We start from the raw sequence: 1,018 nt of genomic DNA on the forward strand, positions 1-1,018 counted from the left end.
GTGCATGGCGTCTAATGGCTATGATGAAAGTTTACAGAAATTATTACTGATCTATGCCACCGTCCGCTTGGCGTCCCTGTCTGGTGCAAGAAAGATTGCTTCACAAGGCTCACCTTCCGGTGGCTCCCGCACATTTACTTATGATCCCGCTGGCACTGATTACCTGCTGAAACAAATCAGGGCGTGGGATAAACAGGGTTGTTTGTCTGGCTTGCCGCTGGAGAGTAAAACGGTTGGCTTCTTTGATGTGGTGGGGTAGCTATGAGTAGTGTTGCTAATTGGGCATATACCGCTATCGCCACAATCTGGCGGCAAGCAGGGACTGATGAATGGAATAAATCGACATTCCATAAACCAGAATTGTTTCTGTGTGACTACGGCGGCGATGCCAAGCGGGTGATGTCAGGCGTCAGCGCCGAGGTTGTTATCAAAAACATATTCTGGACTGAGTTCTCACAGGCGAAACAGGGGGATTATGTTTTACTGGGAGAACACACGGAACCCGATCCATTAAAAGCCAATGCTGACGAAATAAAGCACATTATCCGCTATGCAGACACATTCGAACGCATCGCGGATGATTATGCGTTAGTCACAGGGGTGTGATATGGGCGTAAAGGTCAGAGGCATCAAACAGGCAAAATCCAAGCTCAATGCGTTAGTTGGTGATATTCGGGGGAGGAAGATTGTTCGCGCCATGTATCAGGCACTAGACATCGGAAGTACCCAATCTACGCTTTACACCCCCATTGATACTTCCACGCTAATTAACTCTCAATTTCGCGATATTCGCTTTGATGGCGTCATGCTGACTGGACGTGTGGGCTATTCGGCAAACTATGCCGTTTATGTCCACGATCCACAGGTTAAGCAGAGTTTCCGCAGGGCTACGGCGAAGAAAGAGTTTTTGAAGTTGGGATTCGATGAAATGAGGTCTCAGATTGACAAGGCCGTAACGAAGGAATTGAAATCATTATGACCGTATTTGAACAGTTCCGCCATTATTTGGGTAAATCTG

Annotated in this window: 3 protein-coding genes; all 3 read left to right on the forward strand. The window is 47.4% G+C overall.

From position 1 onward, the window contains the following. On the forward strand, positions 1-259 hold a 259-nt coding region (locus Xbed_RS18775; RefSeq protein ID WP_139837556.1), incomplete at its 5' end, for a DUF7370 family protein. 2 nt (positions 260-261) lie between these two features. Then, on the forward strand, positions 262-606 hold the full coding sequence (locus tag Xbed_RS18780; protein WP_086114314.1) for a hypothetical protein: 345 nt from the start codon (positions 262-264) through the stop codon (positions 604-606). A gap of 1 nt (position 607) precedes the next feature. Then, entirely contained in the window at positions 608-979 is a 372-nt protein-coding gene (locus Xbed_RS18785; RefSeq protein WP_086114315.1) for a hypothetical protein, read from the forward strand. The last annotated feature ends 39 nt before the right edge of the window (positions 980-1,018 follow it).

The sequence above is a fragment of the Xenorhabdus beddingii genome, assembly GCF_002127545.1.
Taxonomy (GTDB): Bacteria; Pseudomonadota; Gammaproteobacteria; order Enterobacterales; family Enterobacteriaceae; genus Xenorhabdus; species Xenorhabdus beddingii.